14 protein-coding genes are annotated in these 18,914 nt (G+C 65.6%); 3 read left to right on the top strand and 11 right to left on the bottom strand.

From position 1 onward, the window contains the following. Nucleotides 1–227: 227 nt before the first annotated feature. The 4 genes from AC1DT6_RS36080 to AC1DT6_RS36065 form a co-directional block, all read right to left on the bottom strand. A complete protein-coding gene (locus AC1DT6_RS36080) occupies nucleotides 228–1,013 on the bottom strand; it encodes an ABC transporter permease (RefSeq protein WP_477115392.1) in 786 nt (261 codons plus the stop codon). A gap of 2 nt (nucleotides 1,014–1,015) precedes the next feature. Further along, entirely contained in the window at nucleotides 1,016–1,879 is an 864-nt protein-coding gene (locus AC1DT6_RS36075; protein ID WP_441629184.1) for an ABC transporter ATP-binding protein, read from the bottom strand. Beyond that, nucleotides 1,876–3,009: an ABC transporter substrate-binding protein gene (locus AC1DT6_RS36070; protein ID WP_441629186.1), complete on the bottom strand. Its 1,134-nt coding sequence runs from the start codon at nucleotides 3,007–3,009 to the stop codon at nucleotides 1,876–1,878. The genes AC1DT6_RS36075 and AC1DT6_RS36070 overlap by 4 nt, the downstream gene beginning before the upstream one ends. Before the next feature lie 193 nt (nucleotides 3,010–3,202). Next, nucleotides 3,203–5,098 (bottom strand): ABCB family ABC transporter ATP-binding protein/permease, encoded by a 1,896-nt coding sequence (locus tag AC1DT6_RS36065; protein ID WP_477115391.1) that lies wholly within the window; start codon nucleotides 5,096–5,098, stop codon nucleotides 3,203–3,205. A 200-nt stretch (nucleotides 5,099–5,298) separates the two neighbouring features. On the opposite strand from AC1DT6_RS36065, the gene AC1DT6_RS36060 reads away from it, so the two are divergent. From AC1DT6_RS36060 to AC1DT6_RS36050, 3 genes are all read left to right on the top strand, one after another. Further along, nucleotides 5,299–5,703 carry an acyl-CoA thioesterase gene (locus AC1DT6_RS36060; RefSeq protein ID WP_276287028.1) on the top strand — a complete coding sequence of 135 codons (405 nt, stop codon included), beginning with the start codon at nucleotides 5,299–5,301 and terminating at the stop codon, nucleotides 5,701–5,703. Nucleotides 5,704–5,904: 201 nt separating this feature from the next. Further along, a complete protein-coding gene (locus AC1DT6_RS36055; RefSeq protein ID WP_477115390.1) occupies nucleotides 5,905–8,106 on the top strand; it encodes a TonB-dependent receptor in 2,202 nt (733 codons plus the stop codon). A gap of 23 nt (nucleotides 8,107–8,129) precedes the next feature. Further along, nucleotides 8,130–8,813 (top strand): Fe2+-dependent dioxygenase, encoded by a 684-nt coding sequence (locus AC1DT6_RS36050; protein ID WP_477115389.1) that lies wholly within the window; start codon nucleotides 8,130–8,132, stop codon nucleotides 8,811–8,813. Between the two features lie 85 nt (nucleotides 8,814–8,898). On the opposite strand, the gene AC1DT6_RS36045 is transcribed toward AC1DT6_RS36050, so the two are convergent. The 7 genes from AC1DT6_RS36045 to clsB form a co-directional block, all read right to left on the bottom strand. Next, a complete protein-coding gene (locus AC1DT6_RS36045) occupies nucleotides 8,899–9,675 on the bottom strand; it encodes an enoyl-CoA hydratase (protein ID WP_441629195.1) in 777 nt (258 codons plus the stop codon). 85 nt (nucleotides 9,676–9,760) lie between these two features. Next, a complete protein-coding gene (locus AC1DT6_RS36040; RefSeq protein ID WP_441629197.1) occupies nucleotides 9,761–10,717 on the bottom strand; it encodes a DegV family protein in 957 nt (318 codons plus the stop codon). Nucleotides 10,718–10,952: 235 nt separating this feature from the next. Beyond that, nucleotides 10,953–12,152 (bottom strand): acetyl-CoA C-acyltransferase, encoded by a 1,200-nt coding sequence (locus tag AC1DT6_RS36035; RefSeq protein ID WP_045237822.1) that lies wholly within the window; start codon nucleotides 12,150–12,152, stop codon nucleotides 10,953–10,955. 18 nt (nucleotides 12,153–12,170) lie between these two features. Beyond that, nucleotides 12,171–14,597, bottom strand: coding sequence for a 3-hydroxyacyl-CoA dehydrogenase/enoyl-CoA hydratase family protein (locus tag AC1DT6_RS36030; protein WP_477115388.1), 2,427 nt, complete (start codon nucleotides 14,595–14,597; stop codon nucleotides 12,171–12,173). A gap of 112 nt (nucleotides 14,598–14,709) precedes the next feature. Further along, nucleotides 14,710–16,497, bottom strand: a complete 1,788-nt coding sequence (locus tag AC1DT6_RS36025) for an acyl-CoA dehydrogenase C-terminal domain-containing protein (RefSeq protein ID WP_477104452.1) — start codon at nucleotides 16,495–16,497, stop codon at nucleotides 14,710–14,712. 73 nt (nucleotides 16,498–16,570) lie between these two features. Next, entirely contained in the window at nucleotides 16,571–17,161 is a 591-nt protein-coding gene (locus tag AC1DT6_RS36020) for a TetR/AcrR family transcriptional regulator (RefSeq protein WP_017226764.1), read from the bottom strand. Nucleotides 17,162–17,533: 372 nt separating this feature from the next. Beyond that, nucleotides 17,534–18,862 (bottom strand): cardiolipin synthase ClsB, encoded by a 1,329-nt coding sequence (clsB, locus tag AC1DT6_RS36015; protein WP_477104451.1) that lies wholly within the window; start codon nucleotides 18,860–18,862, stop codon nucleotides 17,534–17,536. Nucleotides 18,863–18,914 lie beyond the last annotated feature (52 nt).

Raw genomic sequence — 18,914 nt, 5'->3', positions numbered from 1 at the left:
GTCATGGGGCCCTTTACGAAATGGGCAATCAGCTCCTCGGGAATGGTCGGCAGCTCACGGTCGGCAGCCTGACTGGTCTTCGTTTTACGTGGCATGACATGCTCCTTAGCGACATGTTATGCCCTAAACACAAAATTCCTGACAGGCCCTTGCCCTGCGGGGTTGGTCGCTGTCGGGTGCAAAACCCAACGCCGCCCAAACGAACCCCACTCGCACTCAATCCCCCTTCACCCCCGATGCGCCCACCCCGTCATCCGCTTCTCCACCACCGCGAAAAACTCATACATCMCCATCGCCATCACGGCGATCACCACCAGGCCGGCAAATGCCAGCGGCATCTTCATCGCCGAGCCGGCCGAGACCAGCAGATAGCCAATGCCTTCATTGGCGGCGCTCATCTCCGACACGGTAGTCCCCACGAACGCCAAAGTAATGGCCACCTTCAGCGAAGCAAAGAAGTAAGGCATCGAACGCGGCAGGCCAACCTTGAGCAACACATCGGTGCGCCTTGCACCAAGTACGCGCAGCACATCCTCCAGTTCCGGCTCCAGCGTAGCCAGCCCGGTAGCGATATTGACCATGATCGGGAAGAACGAGATCAGGAACGCCGTCAGGATCGCCGGGCCGGCGCCAAGCCCGAACCACACCACCAGAATCGGCACGAACGCCGCCTTGGGCAAGGCATTGAACGCCGTCATCAGCGGATAGCCCGCCGCATAGGCCAGCCTGGACGACCCCATCAGCAAACCCAGCACCACGCCCACGACAATGGCGAGCCCAAAGCCGACCATGGTGGTCCAGAAGGTCCGCCATGCATGGCCCGCGATCACGTCCCAATACGCGAACAGCGATGAGACGATCGCGCTCGGACTGGGCAGGATGAAGTCCGACACGTTGAACACCAGGCAAGCGCCCTGCCAGAGCAACAGAAACGTAGCCAGCAGCAGCCACGGCGCCACGCGCTGCACGCGGCGCTGCCGGGCCGCGCTCATCGGGGAAGAAAACGTGCTCATGGTCAGTGCTGCCGTACGTGGCCGATCTTCTCGCGCAGCGAGTGCACGAGTTCGGCGAAGGGTTCGGTATAGGTCAGATCGAGGTCGCGCGGACGCGGCAGGTCGATCTCCTTGCGCGTCAGGATGCGGCCGGGGCGCTGGCTCATCACGTAGACGGTATCGGCCAGGAACACGGCTTCACGCAAATCGTGAGTCACCAGGATCACGTTGAAGCGCTGCGCCTGCCACAGGTCGCGCAGCACGCACCACAGCTCCTCCCTGGTGAACGCGTCGAGCGCGCCGAAGGGCTCGTCTAGCAGCAGCATGCGCGGCTCGTGGATCAGCGCGCGGCAGATCGAAGCGCGCTGCTGCATGCCGCCGGAGAGTTGCCACGGATACTTGTCCTCGTAGCCGGCCAGCCCCACGGTGCGCAGCAACTCACGCGCCCGCGCCGTGTATTCCTCGCGCTTCTGGCGCAGCGTGGAGCGGTAAGGCTCCACGATCTCCAGCGGCAGCATGACATTTTGCAGCGTGGTGCGCCACGGCAGCAGCGTCGGCGCCTGGAAGGCCATGCCCACCATCTTGAGCGGCCCGGTGACTTTCTCGCCGGCGATCTTGACCACGCCACGCGTGGCGGGCTTGAGCCCCGTGGCCAGCTTCATGAAGGTGGACTTACCGCAGCCGGAGGGCCCCACGATGGCGATGAACTCGCCCGGCTCCACCTGCAGCGAGATGTCCTCGATCGCGAACTCACCCTTGCGGGCAAGCTCGTCGTTATAGGCGAGCCAGACCCGGTTGAAATCGACGAAGGGTCGCGCAGCCGGTTCGGCGGACAGTTCCGCCGGGGCCGTGGCCCCGGCGCGCAGGAATGCGTTGGCTACCGTCATCGCAGCACATCCAGTTCGGCGGCCGACGGCAGGTAGGCGTCGGTCCACAGGTTGTCGGGGTTGATGCGGCCCTTGGTACCGAAGGCATCGGCTACCTGCGAGGCCATCAGCGACAGGCGCGGCTTGTTGACCCGGCCGAAGCCCTCGGCGCGTGCGTCGGGCGACCTGACCACGCTGTCCAGCGCCATCTTCAGGCGCCTGGTCTCGAGCTTCTCGTCGATGATGCCGTCACGCGCCTTGACGGCCTTGATGCCGTCTTCGGGCCTGGCGATCACGTCCCTGGCCGATTTCGCGAAGGCACGCAGGAAGGCCTTCACGGCGTCCGGGTTCTTCTTGAGGAAGTCTTCAGAGGCGATCACGGCATTGCCATACAGCTTCACGCCGAATTGCGGATAGGGCAGCACCACGATGTCCTCGTCCTTCACCCCGCGCGCATTGAGGTTGAGGATGGAGGTGAAGGAAAAGCCGGTAATGGCGTCCAGGTCGCCGCGCGTGAGCATGGTCTCGCGCAGCGTCGGGTCCATGGCCTGCCAGTTGAAGCTGGATGCCTGCAGGCCGTTGGCCTTGGCGAAGATCGGGAAGGCGCGGCGGCCGGCGTCGAATACCGGGGCGCCGAGCTTCTTGCCGGCCAGGTCGTGCGGGGCCTTGATGCCGGACTTCTTCAGCGCCAGCACGGCCGCCGGCGTGTTGTTGTAGACCATCATCACGGCCACCGGCTTGTTCTTCGCGTCCGGGTTGTTGCCGTAGAACTCCATGACCGAGGCCAGGTCGGCAAAGCCCATGTCGTAGGTGCCAGAGGCCACGCGGTTGACCACGTTGCCCGAGCCGTTGCCGGCGTCGATCGATACATCCAGCTTCTCGGCCTTGTAGTAGCCCTTCTGCTCGCCCAGCAGGAACAGCGCCGACGGGCCTTCGAAGCGCCAGTCGAGCTGGAAGCGCACCTTGGTCTGGGCGTGCGCCTCGCCGGCGAATTGTGTCGACAGCACCAGGGCGGTACCGAGCGCCATGCCAAGCTGCAACAGGCGGCGGCGCGCCGGGGACGCGGCTGCGCCGGTTCCGGCATCGGTACGCTGGGCGCCAACGCAAGCGGCAATGGCATCGAACTGGGTGGCGGCGCGGAATAGCGGCATTGAACTCTCTCCTGTTGGTCGTCTTCCTGGAGAGTTCGTCTGCAAGGCGCATGCCATGTAATCGCGCACCAACACGGGGCGATTGCGCCACTTATTGTCGAACCAAATTCGTGCACCCGGATATGTCGATACGGTTTGCCAGGATAAATTGTTGACAATTTATCCTGCCGCCCGCGGCGCTCGGCGGCGCGGATCAGGCATCCTGCGTGGCGTCGCCTGCTTCAATGGCCAGGGAGACATCCTCCACCGGCGCCTCGCCATCCGCCGCGCTGCGGGCCTGGATGCGCCACATCTCGGCGTAGCGGCCATCCAGCCGCATCAGTTCGGCATGCGTGCCGCGCTCGATGACGCGGCCGTGATCCATCACCAGGATCTGGTCGGCGTGCACCACGGTGGAAAGCCGGTGCGCGATCAGCAGCGTGGTGCGGTTCTGCGCCAGCCGCATCAGCTCGGCCTGGATGGCCTGTTCGGTGCGCGAATCCAGCGCCGAGGTGGCTTCGTCGAAGACCAGGATGGGCGGATTCTTCAGCAGCGTGCGCGCGATCGCCACCCGCTGCTTTTCCCCGCCCGACAGCTTGAGGCCGCGTTCGCCCACGGGCGTATCGTAGCCCTGCGGCAACTCGCGGATGAAGGCGTCGATCTGGGCCGCGCGCGCTGCCTCGATGACCTCGTCGCGGCCGGCGTCGGGACGGCCGTAGGCGATGTTGTAGTAGATGCTGTCGTTGAACAGCACGGTGTCCTGCGGCACGATGCCGATGGCGCGGCGCAGGCTGTCCTGCGTGATCGCGCGGATATCCTGGCCGTCGATCTCGATGCCGCCGCTGCCCACGTCGTAGAAGCGGAACAGCAGCCGCGCCAGCGTGGACTTGCCCGAGCCGCTATGTCCCACCACCGCGGTGGTGGTGCCCGCCGCGATGGTGAAGTCCACATCGTCCAGGATCACGCGGTTGCTCTCGTAGCCAAAGCCCACATGGGCAAAGCGCACGGCGGCGCCGCTCACGCGCAAGGCCTGCGCGCCCGGCGCGTCCGCCACCTCGCGGTTGGTGCCCAGCAGCACGAACATGCGGTCCATATCGGTGGTGGCCTGCTTGATCTCGCGGTAGATCACGCCGAGGAAATTCAGCGGGATGTACAACTGGATCATCAGCGTGTTCACCAGCACCAGGTCGCCCAGCGTGAGCTTGCCTGCCGCCACGCCCACGGTGGCGCGCCACAGGATCAGGATCAGCCCSRKGGCGATRATGGYCTGCTGGCCGAARTTCAGGAASGACAGCGAGTTCTGCGAGCGGATCGCSGCSGTGCGGTAGGTAAGCAGGTTCTCGTCGTAGCGGCGGGCCTCGTACTCCTCGTTGCCGAAGTACTTGACGGTTTCGAAGTTGAGCAGCGAATCGATCGCCTTCTGGTTCGCGCGGGAATCGAGCTCATTCATCCTGCGGCGGAAATGCGTGCGCCACTCGGTCACGACGATGGTGAACACGATATAGCTCACCAGCGCGCAGCCCGTGATGGCGGCAAACCAGATGTCGTAGTGCAGGATAAAGAATCCCATCACCAGCCCCATCTCGACCAGCGTCGGCAGGATGCTGTAGAGCGAATACGAGATCAGCGACTGGATGCCGCGCGTGCCGCGCTCGATGTCGCGGCTCATGCCGCCGGTCTGCCGGTCCAGGTGAAAACGCAGCGACAGCGCGTGCAGGTGGCGGAACACCTGCAGGGCGATCTCGCGCACCGCGCTCTGCGTGACCTTGGAGAACAGGATCTCGCGCAATTCGGTGAACAAGGTCCCCGACAGCCGCAGGACCCCATAGGCGACGATCAGCCCGACCGGCACCACCAGCAGTGCGGTAGCGCTGCCGGCGGGCACGTTCATGTTGTCCACCAGCTTCTTCATCAGGACCGGCACGCCCAGGTTTGCCACCTTGGCCGCCACCAGGCACACCAGCGCCAGCATCACGCGCCATTTGTAGTGCCAGACATAGGGCAACAGGTTGCGCACGGTCTGCCAGTCGCTGCGCGGAACGTTGGATTTGCCGAAGAGGGAGGAAGGCTGGGCGGAGGACGGCTCGGCCGACGTAGAGTAGCGTCGCATACGTTAGAATTCGGGCGAATATGCGATTGTGGCAGAGATCGTCTTTGTTAGCCGGCGCCACGCCGCTTATCCCCGTCACGGAACCGCCTCGACGCCCGGACCGCACGGCGGCAAGGTCACTCCGGCATGCGCGCCGGCGCGCCGGCACCCCGCCGCAGCCCTTGCTACCCCGCCCCAACCCTATCCAGCCTCAAGCCATCATGAACCAAGCCAACGCCCTCCCCTGCCTGCCTCCTGGCAAGAATCCCGCCCTGCGCGTGGTCCCCATGCCGGCGGACGCCAATGTGCACGGCGACGTCTTCGGCGGCTGGATCATGGCCCAGGTGGACATCGCCGGCTCGATCCCGGCGGTGGAACGCGCCCAGGGCCGCGTGGCCACCGTGGCGGTGAACTCCTTCCTGTTCAAGCATCCGGTCTTTGTCGGCGATCTGGTGAGCTTCTACGCCGATATCGAGAAGACGGGTCGCACCTCGATCACCGTGTCGGTGGAAGTCTATGCGCAGCGCATGCGCCACAGCCACGAGATCGTCAAGGTGACCGAAGCCATCCTGACCTATGTGGCGACAGACGACACAAGGCAACCGCGGGTGTTGCCAGCGATATAAGCGGCCGCCTGAAGCCGGCTCCCCTGCCAGGCATTCCTGGCGGGGCGCCGGCGCGAGGGTTCAGCGTCGGCTCTGAATGCTCTGAACGCCCGCGAGGAAAAGCGGAAATTTCCGCACGCACATGCAGCCGTTTCTGATTGTTTCGGCTCGCCTCAGATCCTTAAATGCTAATGATTATCATTTTCATTTAAGGAGAATTGCATGCGTTCGTACATCAGGTCTGCCGCGCTGCCGCCACGGCGCCCTCTCGCTTCCGTCGTCCTGGCCGCGGCCTGCGCCACACCAGTCCTGGCAGACGATTTGCAACGGCAAGGCAAACACATCGAACTGGCGCCGGTCACCGTCACGGGGACGCAGGCACCCGGTTCCAAGGTCGAAGCCTCCGGCTCGGCCAAATACGCGGCGCCGCTGCTCGATACGCCCCAGACCATCACAGTGGTGCCGCAGCACGTGCTGGAGGAGCAGAACGCCTTGAGCTTGCGGCAGGCGCTTTCCAACGTTTCCGGCATCACCTTCAACGCCGGCGAGGGCGGCGGCGGCTCCGGCGACAGCATCAATATCCGCGGCTTCAGCGCCAACGCGAACATGCAGATCGACGGTTTGCGCGACAGCGGGCAGAACAACCGTTCCGACCTCTTCAACCTCGAAGCGGTCGAGGTGATCAAGGGGCCGAATTCGGTCTTCGGCGGCGCCGGCACCACCGGCGGCAGCATCAACATGATCAGCAAGCAACCCAAGGCGGACAGGTTCACGCACGTCGGCGGCGGGCTCGGCACGGCCAGCTTCCACCGCCTGACCCTGGATACCAACCAGCCGCTGCCGTGGAACGGGCCCGCGGCAGTCGTCCGCCTGAACCTGATGGCGCACGAAAACGACGTGCCGGGGCGCGACGCCCTCGAACGCCGCCGCTGGGGCATCGCGCCGTCGATCACCTTCGGCATGCAATCGCCGACGCGCCTCACGCTGAGCTATTTCCACCAGCGCGACGACAACCTGCCCGACTACGGCGTGCCGGCGCTGAACGGCCAGCGGCTCGCGGGCGTCAGCCGGCACGCCTACTTCGGCTGGCGCAACGTGGACCGGGAGAACATCACCACCGACGCTGCCACCGTCAGGTTCGAACACGAATTCAACGACAACCTCAAGCTGCAGAACCTGACCCGCTATTCGCGCCTGCACCGCGACACCGTGATCTCGGCCTCGCACGTGAACCAGGCGGGGCTGCCGCCGGGCCGCTACCTGCCGGCCGGACCGCAGGGCTATGGCCGCGACTCGGCCACCGAGCTGTGGATCAACCAGACCAACCTGACCAGCCGCTTCGCCACCTTGGGGCTGGGACACACCCTGGTCAGTGGCTTCGAAATCTCACGCGAGACTTACGACCGGACTACCTATTCCTACAATCTCGCCAAATACTATCCCGCCAACGGTTTCGATCTCTCCAGCCCGCCAGGCTACTGGAGCGCGCCCACCAACCGGCGCGACAGCGCGCGCAACAAGACGTGGCTTGACGTCAAGGCGCTGTACGCGCTTGACACCATCGCCCTGGGCAAGCACTGGGACCTGAACCTCGGCCTGCGCTACGACTGGATAGATGGCAGCGCCGAGAGCACGCCGCTGGGCAAGGCGACCGACCGCGCGGACAGCACCACCAACCAGCTCAGCAGCCGGGCGGGCCTGGTGTTCAAGCCCACGGACAACGGCAGGATCTATTTCGCCTACGGCACGTCCTTCAACCCGYCCGCCGAGTTCCTGGTCAGCACCGGCTCGGGCGTGAACAAAGCCACGGGGGGACTGGCGCCCGAGAAAAACAAGACCTATGAGCTCGGCAGCAAATGGGAGTTCATGGAGCGGCGCCTGGGGCTGAACGCGGCGCTGTTCCAGGTCGACAAGGACAACACGCGCGAACGCCTCTCCGATGGCAGCTACGCCCTGGCCGGCGAGCAGCGCGTGCGCGGCGTCGAGCTGGGCACGGCCGGCAAGGTGACGCCGAACTGGGACGTTTTCGCCAACTACACTTACCTGAACAGCAAGACACTCAAGTCACTGTCGCTGCCCGAGCGCGAAGGCAAGGCGCTGGCCAACACACCGGCGCACTCCTTCAGCCTGTGGACCACCTACCGGTTGCCAGCGGGCTGGACGCTGGGCTACGGCGCACGCTTCATCGGCAGGCGCAACGTGACGTCGGTGGGGGACGGCACGCTTGGTGCCTACCTGGTGCACAACGCCATGCTCGGCTACGCCCCGAACAAGAACCTCAAGTTCCAGCTCAACATCGACAACCTGTTCAACAAGGCCTATGTGGAGCGGGTGCGCCAGACGCTTGGCAGCGCATCGCGCTCGTCCGCGATCGAGTATGGCGATGGCCGGTTCGCGGTGCTGTCGGCCGTCTACTCCTTCTAACGCCACGCGCCGGGGTCAGCCAAATGATGATTCACATACCCGGCGTCCTGACACCGGAACAGGTACGGGAAAGCGTGAGCCTGCTGACGGAGTCCAACTGGGCCGACGGCAAGGCGACCGCAGGATTCCAGTCCTCCCTCGCCAAGGACAATCTGCAATTGCCGCACGACTCCCCGCAGGGCAGGCACATCGCCGCAATGATCGAGCAGGCCTTGCGGCGCCATCCCCTGTTCTTCTCGGCGGCGCTGCCGGCGAGGATCTACCCCAAGCTGTTCAACGCCTATGCGGGCGGACAATCCTTCGGCACCCATGTCGACAATGCCATCCGCTACCTTCCAGACGGCTCGGACAGCATCCGCACGGACATCTCGGCCACGCTCTTCCTGTGCGGGCCCGACGACTACGACGGCGGCGAACTGATCATCGAGGACACCTATGGGACGCACGAGGTCAAGCTACCCGCCGGCGACATGATCCTGTATCCGGCTTCCAGCCTGCACCGTGTCAGCCCGGTGACCCGGGGCACGCGGCTATGCGCGTTCTTCTGGATCCAGAGCCTGCTGCGGGACGCCCGCCAGCGCGCCCTCCTGTTCGACCTGGATACCGCCATCCAGGAAATCGGGCATGCGCTTGGCCATGGACACGCCACCGTGGTGCGCCTCACCGGCGTCTACCACAACCTGCTGCGCGAATGGGCGACGCCCTGACCTTGGCCTCGGCCTTGATGCCGCGCAAATGGCGGCAGCGGCGGGGGCCGCCCATCCGCCGTATCGGCCAGGGACGCCCGCAGGCTCAATGGAAGCGCGAGAAGTCCGGGCGGCGCTTCTCGAAGAACGCCTTGAAGGCTTCCTTGGCTTCCGGCGCGTGCAGCATGCGCCGGAACACCTCGCCCTCCTCCGCCATCTTCGCTTGCACGGCCGCCTTGTCGCCGCCCTTCATCAGCCGCTTGGTTTCCCGCAGCGACGAAGCTGGCAGCGCGGCCAGCTTGCGCGCCTGCTGCTGCACGAAATCGTGCAACTCCGCCACCGGCAGCACGCGCGTCACCAGGCCGATCTGCAGCGCTTCCTGCGCGCCGAAGGCCTCGCCCAGCAGCAATTTCTCGGCGGCGCGCTGGTGACCCAGCAGGCGCGGCAACAGCATGCTCGATGCCGCCTCCGGGCACAGGCCCAGTTGCACGAACGGCAGCGACAGCTTCGCCGTCTCGGAGGCATAAACCAGATCGCAATGCAGCAGCATCGTGGTGCCCACGCCAACCGCCGGGCCGCTTACCGCCGCCACCAGCGGCTTGCTCGCCTGGCTGATCTGCTGCAGGAACTGGAACACCGGTGCCGGCTGATCGCCTTCGCCCGAGGTGGGCGGGCGCTGCATGAAATCCTCAAGGTCGTTGCCCGCGGTAAAGACTTCCGCCTTGCCGCGGATCACGATCACGCGCACGGCGGGATCGGCATCGCCGGCGCGCAGTGCGTCGGCCATGGCCTGGTACATCGCCGCGGTGATGGCGTTCTTCTTGTCGAGACGATCGAACTCGATGGTCAGGATGCCTTGTTCGATAGTGGTCAGGATGCTCATGAAATCGTCTTCTCCTTACTGCCTGGTTGACTTGTCCGCCTTCCCCTTCGCAGGGAAATAAACCCGCTTATTCCACTTATTCCACTTATTCGAGCGGCGGCGGTTCTTCGCAAAGATAGCTCATCCCGAACGCCTTTGCTCCGACGTTGAGCGCCACCGTCAGGCTCATCGGCGCCAGCATCAGTTCCACATCGTGCTGCTGCGCGGTGCGCGCAAGCGACTGGAAGGCCGGCAGGGCGCGTATCGCCTCCGGAGGCCCCGCATAGCTGAGCGCCACCGCCGGGCTCAGCAATCGCCCGCTGCGAATGCAATGCTCCGCATGCGCCATCACGCGGCGCATGCCTTCGTCCGCGCCGCGCGCCTTGGCCACCGGCTCGGTCTGGCCGCGATGCATATGCACGATGGGGCGGATATTGAAAGCGCTGCCTAGCATATAGCGTCCCCACGTGATGCTGTTCTCGCCCTTTTGCCTGGCCCGCGTGTACATGTAGAGCAACTCGTCGGGCACGAGGAACATGTGCGCGGCATCGCGCAGGCGCGACTCGACGGCTTCCACCACGGCCTGCGCGCTGGCGCCGCCGTTCAGCATGCGGGCCGCTTCGCGCACGATCAGCGCCTGGCCCGGGCCGATCGCACCCGTATCGATCACCGTCAACTCGAACAGCCCCGTGCGCCCCGCGTCCTTGCGCAGCTTGAAGCTCTTGGCCACAGTGCCGACGACGGCGCCGGTGGCGTGCGCGTACAGCTTGCTGCGCGTGCTGGCGATGGTAAGCAGTAACGCGCGATCGCACGAAGTGACCACATGCCTGAGCATGTGGTCCTCGATTTCGCGCTCGAGCAAGGGAACGGATTCGGCGTAATGGTCCTGCTTTCCCACCAGGTACTGCTCGTAGAGCGACGGCAAGGCGGGCTCGTCGCGCACGTCGGCCACGAAGCGGTCGCCCGCGCGAATGCGGAACGGCACCGTCTGTACCCCGAGTTCGGCCATCAGCGCGCGAGGCATATCGCACGCGGCGTCGGCCAGAATGACTGTCTCCTGCATCTGGTTGTCTCCTCCCTGTCAGGTGAGCCGCGTCGAGGCGGCAGCTGTCTCCTTGTTATGGCACTGCATTCTTCACCTGATCGGGGGTTCCGGGGAGAGGATGGTATTCAATCGCCGGCGCCGAACCGATGCGCCGGCCCTCTCCCCCGGCCCCTCCCGCAAGCGGGAGAGGGGAGCAGGACGTTGGCAAGCGGCGTGTTTCGCCGCCGTGACGCACCTGCTCTTTGTGGCGCGTTTAAACGCGCTCGAAGATACCTGCGGCACCCATGCCGGTGCCGACGCACATGGTCACCATGCCGTACTTCAGGTTGTTGCGGCGCAGCGCGTGCACTACGGTGGCCGAACGGATCGCGCCGGTGGCGCCCAGCGGGTGGCCCAGTGCAATGGCGCCGCCCATCGGGTTGACCTTGGCCGGGTCCAGCTGCAGGTCGCGCATCACCGCCAGCGATTGCGCGGCGAAGGCTTCGTTCAGCTCGATCCAGTCGATCTGGTCCTGCGTCAGGCCGGCTGCCTTCAGCGCCGCGGGAATCGCTTCCTTCGGGCCGATGCCCATGATCTCGGGCGGCACGCCGCGCACCGCGAACGACACGAAGCGCGCCAGCGGTACGAGGTTGAACTGCTTGAGGATCCTTTCCGAAACCAGGATCAGCGCGCCGGCGCCGTCCGAGGTCTGCGAGCTGTTGCCGGCGGTGACGCTGCCCTTGTTGGCAAACACCGGGCGCAGCTTGCCCAGGCCTTCGATGGAGGTCTCCGGACGCGGGCCTTCGTCGAGCGACAGGGTGCGCGTCTTCACGTCGACCTGGCCGCTGGCCAGGTTGGGGAATTTCTCGACGATATCCACCGGGGTGATCTCGTCCTTGAACTCGCCGGCCTGCTGCGCGCGGATCGCCTTCTGGTGCGAAGCGAGCGAGAAGGCATCCTGATCCTCGCGGCTGACCTGCCACTTCTGCGCGACCTTCTCGGCGGTCAGGCCCATGCCGTAGGCAATGCCGATGTTCTCGTCGCGCTCGAAGATCGACGGCGACATCGACGGCGAGTTGCCCATCATCGGCACCATGCTCATCGATTCCACGCCGGCGGCGATCATCACATCGGATTCACCCACGCGGATGCGGTCGGCCGCCATCGCCACCGCCGACACGCCCGAGGCGCAGAAACGGTTGACGGTGATGCCGCCCACGGTGTTCGGCAGGCCGGACAGCAGCGCGCCGATACGCGCCACGTTCAGGCCCTGCTGTGCCTCGGGAATCGCGCAGCCGACGATGGCATCTTCGATCAGCTTCGGATCGAGATTGGGCACCTGCGCCACGGCCGCGCGCAGGATGGTGGCCAGCAGGTCGTCCGGGCGGGTGTTCTTGTACGCGCCCTTGGGTGCCTTGCCGATCGGCGTGCGGGTCGCGGCAACGATGTATGCGTCTTGCAGTTGTTTCATGATGTCGGTTCCTCGCTTGCCTTAGTTGCGCACCGGCTTGCCGGTCTGCAGCATGCCCATGATGCGTTCCTGGGTCTTGCCCGTGCCGAGCAGGTCGACAAAGGCCTTGCGTTCCAGCGCCAGCAGCCACTCCTCGCTGACCAGCGAGCCGGCCTCCACGTCGCCGCCGCACACTGCCTCGGCAATGCGGCTGGCGATCAGGAAGTCGTGCGCGGAGATAAAGCCGCCGTCGCGCATATTGGCCAGCGACGCCTTGATGGTGGCGATGCCCGAGCGGCCGGCAACCGGCACCAGCGTGCCCGGCATCGGCGCGCGGTAGCCTGCGTTGGCCAGCGCGCGTACTTCGTTCTGTGCCACGTAGAGCAGCTCATGCACGTTGAACACGATGGTGTCCGACGGCTGCAGGTAGCCCATCTTCTGCGCGTCCAGCGCCGAAGCCGAAACCTTGGCCATGGCGGCTGCCTGGAAACGGTTGGTGAGGAACTGCAGGTAGTTGGTGCTGCCGGCGGCTTGTGCCGCGCGCGCAGCCGCCAAAGCCGCTTCCTTCAGCCCGCCGCCTGCCGGCACCAGGCCCACGCCCACTTCCACCAGGCCGATATAGGTTTCCAGCGCGGCCACGCGCCTGGCCGAATGCAGCATCAGTTCGCAGCCGCCGCCCAGCGCAATGCCGGACGCTGCCGACACCACCGGCACGGCAGAGTACTTCACGCGCATCATGCCGTCCTGGAATTTCTTGACGAAGGGCTCGATGCCCTTGGCGCCGCCCATCATGAAGGCCGGCATCGCGGCTTCCAGGTTGGCACCCGCGGAGAACGGGCCGCCCGGCGCGCCCAGTTGCAGCGACGTGGGCTGCCACACCACCAGACCCTTGTACCCGACTTCCGCCAGGTCGATGGCGCGCGTCAGGCCGTCGATCACGTCCGGCCCGATGGTGTTCATCTTGCTCTTGAACGAGACCACCAGCACATCGTCCTGGCCTTCGCTCACCCAGATGCGCACGGCATCGTTTTCTTCCACGGTACGGCCTGCCTTGCGCGGATCGGCGGCAGCCGTGCCCTTGACCGCGGCGCGGAACACCTGGCGCTCGTAGACCGGCAGCGCGTTGCGCTGCACGAAGGCCTGCGCGGCGGGAGACCACGAACCCTGCGCGCCGTGCACGCCCTGGTTGTCAGCGACGGGGCCTTCGAACACCCACGACGGCAGCGCTGCGCTGGACAAGCCCTTGCCCGCGTCGATGTCTTCCTTCACCCACCCGGCAACCTGCTTCCAGCCAGCCGACTGCCAGTCCTCGAAGGGGCCCGAATTCCAGCCGAAGCCCCAGCGGATCGCCAGGTCGATATCGGCGGCGGAGCCGGCGATCTGCTCGAGGTAGACGCCGATATAGTGGAACACGTCGCGGAACACGGCCCACAGGAACTGCGCCTGCGGGTTGGTGGATTCGCGCAGCAGCTTGATGCGCTCGGCCGGTTCCTTCTTCAGCATGCGCACGACGATCTCGTCGGCCTTCTTGCCCGAGTCGACGTACTGGCCGGTCTTGGGGTCCAGCACCTTGATGGCCTTGCCTTCCTTCTTGTAGAAGCCGGCGCCGGTCTTCTGGCCCAATGCGCCCGCATCCACCAGGCCCTTGAGCACGGCGGGCGTCTTGTACACCGGCGCGAACGGATCGTCCAGCAGGGTGTCCTGCATGGTCTTGATCACGTGGGCCATGGTGTCCAGGCCCACCACGTCGGCGGTGCGGAAGGTGGCGGACTTGGCGCGGCCCAGCTTGGAGCCGGTCAGGTCGTCGACCACATCGAACGGGATGCCGTATTTCTCGGCCTCGGCGAACACCGCCAGGATCGAGAAGATGCCAACGCGGTTGGCGATGAAGTTGGGGGTGTCCTTGGCGCGCACCACGCCCTTGCCGAGCGTGGAGGTCAGGAAGGTTTCCAGGCGGTCCAGGATCGCGGGCTGCGTGGTGGCGGTCGGGATCAGCTCCACCAGGTGCATGTAGCGCGGCGGGTTGAAGAAGTGCACGCCGCAGAAGCGCGATTTCAGGTCCGCGTCGAAGCCGTCGGACAGCGCGGTAATCGACAGGCCCGAGGTATTGGTGGCGAAGATGGTGTGCGAGGCCAGGTGTGGCGCGACCTTCTTGTACAGGTCGTGCTTCCAGTCCATGCGCTCGGCGATCGCCTCGATCACCACGTCGCATTCCTTGAGCAGCGCGAGGTCGTCTTCGTAGTTGGCGGCCTGGATCAGGCCGGCTTCGTCCTTGATGCCGAGCGGCGCCGGCGASAGYTTCTTCAGGTTCTCGATGGCGCGCAGCGAGATGCCGTTCTTGGGGCCTTCCTTGGCGGGAAGGTCGAACAGCACCACAGGCACGCGGGCATTGACGAGATGGGCGGCGATCTGCGCCCCCATGACGCCGGCACCCAGCACGGCGACCTTCTTGACGATGAAATTGGACATGCGCGCTCCTAGGAAAGTGAGCGTTGAGATGAGGTGGGTTGGCGGCGCGCCGCGCTGGCTTTGCTGTTGCCGCTGGTGCGCTAATACAACCGTGTTAAATCAAGACGGCCAGTCAGAACAAATCCGCGTCCAGCGCCATCAGCGTCGCCGAACCGGCACGCGCCATGCGGATCTGCGACGCGGTCTCCGGCAGCAGCCTGGCAAAGTAGAAGCGCGCGGTAGCCAGCTTGCTGGTGTAGAACTTGTCGCCGCTGGCTTCCTTCTCCAGCGCGATCTTGGCCATGCGGGCCCAGAAGTACGAGAACACCAAGTGACCCACCACGCGCAGGTAAGGCACCGCGGCGGCGCCGACTTCGTCGGGGTTGGCCATGGCCTTCATGCCGATTTCCATGGTGAGCTTCTGCACCTTGTCGCCCAGGTCCGCCAGCGGGTTGACGAACTCCTGCATGGCTTCGTTGGTGCCTTCTTCCTCGACGAACGCTTGCACGATCTTGCCGAAGGCCTTCATCTTGGCGCCCATGTCGCCCAGGATCTTGCGGCCCAGCAGGTCCAGCGCCTGGATGGTGTTGGTGCCCTCGTAGATCATGTTGATGCGCGCGTCGCGCACATGCTGCTCCATGCCCCACTCGGCAATATAGCCGTGGCCGCCGAACACCTGCATGCCCTCATTGGTGGCGGTGAACGCATTGTCGGTCAGGAAGGCCTTGATCACCGGCGTCAGCAATGCGACGAGATCACCAGCCTCCTTGCGCACGGATTCGTCCGGATGCGACAGTTCGCGGTCGATCTGCAGCGCGGTCCAGTAGCTGAACGCGCGGCCGCCTTCGGCGAAGGCCTTCTGCGTCAGCAGCATGCGGCGCACGTCGGGGTGCACGATGATCGGGTCGGCCGGCTTGTCCGGTGCCTTGGGACCGGTCAGCGCGCGCATCTGCAGGCGGTCCTTGGCGTAGGCCAGCGAGTTCTGGTAGGCCACTTCGGTCAGGCCCAGGCCCTGCATGCCAACGCCCAGGCGGGCGGCGTTCATCATCACGAACATGGCGTTCAGACCCTTATTGGGCTCGCCCACCATCCAGCCGCGCGCGCCATCCAGGTTCATCACGCAGGTGGCGTTGCCGTGGATGCCCATCTTGTGCTCGATCGAACCGCACTGGATGCCGTTGCGCTCGCCCGGGTTGCCATTGGCGTCGGGGATGAACTTCGGCACCACGAACAGCGAGATGCCCTTGGTGCCCTGCGGCGCGTCCGGCAGGCGCGCCAGCACCAGGTGGATGATATTGGCGGAGAGATCGTGCTCGCCGGCCGAGATGAAGATCTTGGTGCCGCTGATGCTGTAGGAACCGTCGCCTTGCGGCTCGGCCTTGCTGCGCAGGATGCCCAGGTCGGTGCCGCAATGCGGCTCGGTCAGGCACATGGTGCCGGTCCATTCGCCGGAGACCAATTTGGGCAGGTAGACCTTCTGCAACTCGGGCGTGCCGTGCGCGTGCAGCGCCTCATACGCGCCGTGCGACAGGCCGGGGTACATGGTCCACGCCTGGTTGGCCGAGTTCAGCATCTCGTACAGGGCGTTGTTGACCAGGATGGGCAGGCCCTGGCCGCCGTATTCCGGGTCGCAGCCCAGCGCCGGCCAGCCGGCTTCCACGTACTGCTGGTAGGCTTCCTTGAAGCCCTTGGGCGCGGTCACCACGCCGTCGCCGACGTAGGTGCAGCCTTCGCGGTCGCCGCTCTGGTTGAGCGGGAACACCACTTCGGAGCAGAACTTGCCGGCTTCCTCGAGCACCTGGTTGATGGTGTCCGCGTCGATGTCTGCGTGCTTCGGCAGCGCCTTGAGTTCGGCTTCCACGCCGAGCAATTCATGGAGCACGAACTGCATGTCGCGCAACGGTGCGGTGTACTGGCCCATCAAAGACTCCTTGGAGGTTTGCAAAGCCGCTACGCCGCCCGTGCACGATCCGGCACGGGACGCCGCGGCGGCGTCAGGTACGGTAAGACTGAATCAACTTGTTGAGTGCGACCATGGCAAGCTCCGCACTGGCGGGCAGCCGCAGGAAACGGGCGTCGTGATGCAAGCCTAGTTCAAGGCTGTACATTTCAAACAGCATCAGGCGCGGATCGCAGTCCGCGCGCAGGTGCCCCTGTTCCTTGGCCTGGTCGATGGCACGCGTGAGCGCGGCGCGCCAGATGGTGACGCTCTTGACGAGCTCGTCACGCACCGGGCTTTCCGCGCGGTCGTCGTACTCCACCGCCCCGCTGATGTAGATGCATCCCGTGGTCACTTCCTGGATGCGCTTTTCCATCCAGCGGCGCACCATGGACTGCAAGCGCGGCAAGCCTCGCGGTTCGTGCAGCGAGGGGTAGAAGACCTCTTGCTCGAAACGGCGGTGATACTCGCGCACCACTTCCACCTGCAGGTCCTCGCGCGAACCGAAATGCGCGAACACGCCGCTTTTGCTCATCTGCATGCGTTCCGCCAACAAGCCGATGGTCAAGCCTTCGAGCCCGTCGCGGGACGACAGCTCCAGCGCGGCATCCAGAATCGCCACGCGCGTCATTTCCCCCTTGCGCATGGGCGCGGGAGACGCGGAAGTGCCGGATTCGAGACGAGCTGACTGGTGTCGCATGATTATTTCTCCGTTCTTCGCTGCGCGATCCTGATCGCGCAGCGTTTGACCCTGACGTAGTGCTTTTTTCGCTGCCTGGCTGCCTGTTATCACCGCCCGGCAGACGCGAATGCACGCAGTCTAAGGCAAAAAAGAACGATCGTTCAGATTATTGTGATGGCGCTCGCCGGCAGCAAGCTTTTAATTAGATCGGGGTTTCTAAACGCAGCGGCCGCGCCTCTTGCGCTGCAACATGCCACGGCGCAGCGAGGCAGCGATATTTCCCGCCCCCGTGCCGCAAAGCAACATGCCCGCGCGGCCCGGCGCATTGTCCCGCGATCAGTAGCGCCCTGTCACGCCCGCGATGATCACGCCGACGCGCAGCACCATATACGCGGCCCAGCTTCCCATGCGGCGCAACGCCGAGCGCCGCGCATGGGTGGCGGCCTTGACCTCGACGCTGCGCGAGGCAATGGCAAGCTCCAGTTCCTGGCGCAGTTCGGCGCAAAACGCGCCGTCGGAGACCACCACGTTGGCCTCGCGCGCCAGCAGCAGGCTGAACGGGTCCAGGTTGCTGGATCCCACCGTGGCCCAGGCATCGTCGATCACAGCCACCTTGGCGTGCAGGAAACTCTCGCCGTATTCGTGGATCTCCACGCCAGCGCCGAGCAAGGTCGCATACAGCGCGTGCGTCGCATAGTGCTGCAGGCGGTACTCGACCATGCCCTGCAGCAGCAGCCGCACGCGCACGCCGCGCTTGCGGCAGGCCAGCAAGGCGCGGCGCATCTTGTGCCCGGGCAGGAAGTACGCATTGGCGATGATGACCTCCCGCCGCGCGCCGCCCAGCGCCTGCAGGTACTGGCGCTCGATGGCGCGGCGGTTGCGCAGGTTGTCGCGCAAGAGCAGCGCGGCGCGCATGCCGCCGGCGAGGTCCTGGCGCGGCAGCGGCAGGTCGGTGATCAGCGGGAACTCGGCCGCCACGCCGGCCAGGCCGACGGTACGCATTTCGCCGCGCAGCGAAAGCTGCCACCACAGGCGTTCGGCGGTCAGCGCGATCTGGTTGACCAGCGGGCCCCGCACCGCCACGGCGAAGTCATAGCGCGGGCCCAGCCCCGCGCTCTCGAAAGGCCCGTGGTTGTGGTCGTCGATGATATTGATGCCGCCAACGAAGCCGATCTGCTGGTCGATCACCGCCAGCTTCCGGTGCAGCCGGCGCAGGTTGCGCCGCGCCAGGCTGAAGCGGCGCACGGGGCGGAAGATCTTCAGGCACACGCCGCCATCGCGCAGGCGCGCGGCGAGCCCGGCCGGCATGTCGCCGGCGCCGAAGCCATCCACGACCAGGCGCACGATCACGCCACGCCCGGCAGCGCGGATCAGGGCATCGCTCACTGCCGTGCCAACCTCGTCATCGGCATAGATATAGGTTTCCAGCGAAACCGAGAACACAGCCTGGTCGATAGCGGCAATCAGGGCGGGGAAAAACTCCTGGCCGCCACGCAGCAGGCGGACGGCGTTGCCGCCCAAGGGCTTGCCGCGGCGCCACTCGGAACGCAGCGGACCGGCGCGCCGCGGCGCGCGCGGGGGCGCCGGCGCATCGGCATCGTCGCGCGAGGCGGCAATGCCGCAGGGCAGCGCGTACGGCTGGCGTGGGATCGGAATCGGGGACATGGGGCACATTATCAGGCACGCCGATGTCCCGTGCGCGCCAAAGGCGGCGCGC

It is taken from the genome of Cupriavidus sp. 01L45 (assembly GCF_056399885.1).
The sequence above is the reverse complement of the archived record's forward strand: the minus strand, read 5'-3'. Positions and strand labels throughout refer to the sequence as shown.

Bases quoted from the DNA above. Each gene is read 5' to 3' on its own strand.
- AC1DT6_RS36075 (WP_441629184.1), bottom strand. From the start codon at position 1,879: ATGACGGTAGCCAACGCATTCCTGCGCGCCGGGGCCACGGCCCCGGCG.
- AC1DT6_RS36070 (WP_441629186.1), bottom strand. From the start codon at position 3,009: ATGCCGCTATTCCGCGCCGCCACCCAGTTCGATGCCATTGCCGCTTGC.
- AC1DT6_RS36060 (WP_276287028.1), top strand. From the start codon at position 5,299: ATGAACCAAGCCAACGCCCTCCCCTGCCTGCCTCCTGGCAAGAATCCC.
- AC1DT6_RS36050 (WP_477115389.1), top strand. From the start codon at position 8,130: ATGATGATTCACATACCCGGCGTCCTGACACCGGAACAGGTACGGGAA.
- AC1DT6_RS36045 (WP_441629195.1), bottom strand. From the start codon at position 9,675: ATGAGCATCCTGACCACTATCGAACAAGGCATCCTGACCATCGAGTTC.
- AC1DT6_RS36040 (WP_441629197.1), bottom strand. From the start codon at position 10,717: ATGCAGGAGACAGTCATTCTGGCCGACGCCGCGTGCGATATGCCTCGC.
- AC1DT6_RS36025 (WP_477104452.1), bottom strand. From the start codon at position 16,497: ATGGGCCAGTACACCGCACCGTTGCGCGACATGCAGTTCGTGCTCCAT.
- AC1DT6_RS36020 (WP_017226764.1), bottom strand. From the start codon at position 17,161: ATGCGCAAGGGGGAAATGACGCGCGTGGCGATTCTGGATGCCGCGCTG.
- clsB (WP_477104451.1), bottom strand. From the start codon at position 18,862: ATGTCCCCGATTCCGATCCCACGCCAGCCGTACGCGCTGCCCTGCGGC.